The 3,354-nt window shown below is 58.2% G+C and carries 4 protein-coding genes and 3 tRNA genes; all 7 read left to right on the top strand.

Annotated elements, in window-relative coordinates; genetic code table 11:
- The first annotated feature begins 321 nt into the window (after window positions 1-321).
- On the top strand, window positions 322-1,281 hold the full coding sequence (gene birA, locus PVA39_RS23165; RefSeq protein WP_274126060.1) for a bifunctional biotin--[acetyl-CoA-carboxylase] ligase/biotin operon repressor BirA: 960 nt from the start codon (window positions 322-324) through the stop codon (window positions 1,279-1,281).
- Window positions 1,271-2,032, top strand: coding sequence for a pantothenate kinase (locus PVA39_RS23160; protein ID WP_274126059.1), 762 nt, complete (start codon window positions 1,271-1,273; stop codon window positions 2,030-2,032). Before birA ends, PVA39_RS23160 begins: the two co-directional genes overlap by 11 nt.
- A complete protein-coding gene (locus PVA39_RS23155) occupies window positions 2,032-2,721 on the top strand; it encodes an SPOR domain-containing protein (RefSeq protein ID WP_274126058.1) in 690 nt (229 codons plus the stop codon). Before PVA39_RS23160 ends, PVA39_RS23155 begins: the two co-directional genes overlap by 1 nt.
- 145 nt (window positions 2,722-2,866) lie before the next feature.
- A tRNA-Tyr gene (locus PVA39_RS23150) sits at window positions 2,867-2,951 on the top strand.
- 25 nt (window positions 2,952-2,976) lie between these two features.
- A tRNA-Gly gene (locus PVA39_RS23145) sits at window positions 2,977-3,050 on the top strand.
- Window positions 3,051-3,077: 27 nt separating this feature from the next.
- A tRNA-Thr gene (locus tag PVA39_RS23140) sits at window positions 3,078-3,153 on the top strand.
- A gap of 84 nt (window positions 3,154-3,237) precedes the next feature.
- Window positions 3,238-3,354, top strand: a 117-nt coding sequence (locus tag PVA39_RS23135) for a GTP-binding protein (RefSeq protein ID WP_241779079.1), incomplete at its 3' end; no start/stop codon positions are given.

The following is a 3,354-nucleotide window of genomic DNA, read 5'->3' as shown; positions in this document are numbered from 1 at the left end:
TCGGGCTGGAAAAGACCATGGCCCAATACTGAGCGGCGCCAGGCAGGCGGCCAGAACGCACGCTGACCTGGGTATCGTTTCGCTCAACCGCAGGCTACGAAAGGGGGGCGCGTCTGCCGTCCTACGGTGCTGAGGGCTCTTGTAGCCTGGGTTAGCCGAAGGCGTAACCCTGGGGCTGAACGTGCGGGCACTGAACCTCCTAACTATCCCTTGCCTGGGGGCAGCGACAAGTCCTTCCCATCATGATGAATGCTTTTGGTCTTGTAGGCAGCGGTCGAGTGCATCGCTATCATGCGCTCCTTAACGCAGGGCAGGTTAGGCATGCAGTCATTATTGCGACTTCTACAGGACGGGCAGTTTCACTCTGGTGAAGAGCTGGGGGCGGCTGTCGGTGTGAGCCGGGCGGCGATCTGGAAGCGCCTGCAGGCACTTGAGGCCGAATACGACCTGCAGATCCACAAGGTTCGTGGGCGTGGATATCGGCTCGAGACGCCTTTATCCCTGTTGAGCCGTGAGGCGCTTAACGATTGCTCTTCCTATCCAATCACGCTGCTGCAGCAGGTCGACTCCACTAACGCCGAAGCATTGCGTCATCTGGCATCAGGTGCAGTTCCGCCATTCCTGGTTGTTGCCGAGCAGCAGACTGCCGGGCGTGGGCGGCGAGGGCGGAGTTGGGCGAGCCCTTTCGGTGAGAACCTTTATTACAGCCTGGTGCTGCGGGTCAGTGGCGGAATGCGTCAGCTCGAAGGTCTTAGCCTGGTTGTCGGGCTTGCGCTGCTGCAGGCGCTGCGCGACGGGGGCATCGCAGATGCCGGTTTGAAGTGGCCCAACGATTTGTTGGTTGGCGGTCGCAAGATCGCCGGTATCCTTCTGGAGCTTTCCGGTGACCCAGCTGATGTCTGCCATGTGGTGATCGGCATTGGTGTGAACATCAATATGCGCAATGCGCCTCAGGGCGAGGCCATCAGCCAGCCCTGGACATCCATGCGCCAGGTTCTGGGGCGGCAGGTTGATCGCAACCGGTTCGTTACCGCTCTCAGTGGCCAGCTTGAGCGCTATCTTCAACTGCATCAGGCGCAGGGCTTTGCCTCTCTGCGTGAGCTATGGGAAGCCAGTCATCTCTGGCAGGGACGAATGGTGGAGCTTGCTGCTGGGGCGCAGGCCATTCATGGGCGTGTTCTAGGCGTAGACGAGACAGGGGCTTTGCGGCTGGAAATCGACGGCCAGGAAAAAGTGTTCAGTGGTGGTGAGCTCAGTCTGAGGTTGCATAATGATTCTTGAGCTTGACTGCGGTAACAGCTTTATCAAGTGGCGTGTTCTGCCGCGGGCGGGCACGGGTGCGGCGGTTGCCAGTGGTGTTGCCGATAACGTTGACGAGCTTATCGCTGCATTGGCAGATCGGTTTTCGCGGCAGCTGTCGGCCTGTCGTCTGGTAAGTGTGCGCGCCGATGATGAAACGCGTCTGCTTTGCACGACCTTGTCCGAGCGGTTCGCAATCGAGTGCCAGGTGGCAAGGCCGGCCCAGGAGCTAGCGGGTGTGCAGAACGGCTACGAGGATTACCAGCGCCTCGGGCTCGACCGATGGCTTGCCACGGTCGGAGCCTACAGCCTGGAGCAGGGCGCTTGTCTGATTCTAGATCTCGGTACGGCCATTACTTCGGACTTCGTGAGTGCCGATGGTGCTCACTTGGGCGGTTTCATATGCCCCGGTATGCCACTGATGCGTAATCAGTTGCTTACCCATACCCGGCGTATCCGATATGACAGCGCTGCTGCTGAGCAGGCGGGCGATAGCCTGGTGCCAGGGCGCTCCACTGCTGAGGCGGTCGAGCGTGGTTGTCGGCTGATGCTGCGCGGCTTTGTCGCGACGCAGCTTGAGCAGGCGCGGCAGCAGTGCGGAGCGGATGTGGCCGTATTTCTGACCGGGGGCGATGCCGCAATGGCTGCCGAATGGGTGCCGGCAGCGCGCGTGGTACCCGATCTGGTGTTCATCGGGTTGGCGATCGCCTGTCCAGTGACGGGGGAGAAGTGATGCGTTGGATCTTCATGTTGTTGGTCGTGCTCAACGCCTTCTATTACGTGTGGCATCAACAGCAGGCGCCAATGCAGGCCAAAGAGGTCGCGCCGCTGTCCCTGTATCAGGACAGTCGGCGAGATATCCAACTGCTAAGTGAGTCCAAGCCCCAGGAGCGCCGCACCTTTGCTGCCAGGGATGAGACGAAGGAAGAGGTGCCAGAGCAGGCGGTGTGTCTTTTTCTGGGGCGTTTCGATGACGAGGCGCAGGCTCAGCAGGTGGAACAGCGCTTGCTGAGTCTGGATATCCGCTCGCAGGTTCAGGTTGTCGAGTCGGCCGGCTCGGTCGATTACTGGGTCTATCTGCCTCCGCTGGCATCCCGGCAGGCGTCGCTTCGCCAGTTGCGTGAACTGCAGGCGCGCAAGATCGACAGCTACATCATCAGTCAGGGTGATCTTGCCAATGGCATCTCCCTAGGGATTTTTCCCCGCCATGATTCGGCCGATAGCGTGATATCACGCCTGCGCCGCGCCGGTTACGAGCCATTGCTGCGTGAATTGCCGCGTGCCAACCGTAGCCATTGGGTGCGTATCGCCCCGGAAAGCCGCCGTTTGGTCGATGATTCGCTGCTTGAACGTTTGTCTTTGGACTTCAATGGCTTACAACATCAATTAATGCCATGCGAGGGGGTTGCAAGCGTTCGATAGAATGCATAGAATGGCGCCCGCTTCGCAGGGTGGACATCTCGAGAGATGAAATGCGAAGTTGCTGTTAGTGACGCTAAGCTCAGGTTTTTAAATGAGAAAGTGCTTGACAGTAGGGTGGCAGATAAAGAGAATGCCGCCTCCTTATGGAGGGATTCCCGAGCGGCCAAAGGGATCAGACTGTAAATCTGACGTCATAGACTTCGAAGGTTCGAATCCTTCTCCCTCCACCAGATTTAAGCGCGAGCTGCTAGCTCCGCGGGCATAGTTCAGTGGTAGAACCTCAGCCTTCCAAGCTGATGATGCGGGTTCGATTCCCGCTGCCCGCTCCAGCTTTTGTTGTTCGCGCAATGTGTTTCGCTCATGTAGCTCAGTTGGTAGAGCACACCCTTGGTAAGGGTGAGGTCAGCGGTTCAAATCCGCTCATGAGCTCCATTTAATAGAGGCAGATATGAAAATATCTGCCTTTGTTTTAATGGCGGTATCGCTAGCTGAATTCTTCGTTCGGGGACGGTCAAAATGGCTAAAGAAAAGTTTGAACGTAACAAACCGCACGTCAACGTTGGCACCATTGGTCACGTTGACCATGGCAAAACCACTCTGACCGCTGCTCTGACTCGCGTCTGCTCCGAAGTA

Source organism: Pseudomonas sp. CNPSo 3701 (assembly GCF_028674975.1).
In the GTDB taxonomy this organism is placed as follows: domain Bacteria; phylum Pseudomonadota; class Gammaproteobacteria; order Pseudomonadales; family Pseudomonadaceae; genus Aquipseudomonas; species Aquipseudomonas straminea.
Note: the sequence above shows the minus strand (reverse complement) of the source record. Positions and strands in the feature narration are given on the sequence as shown.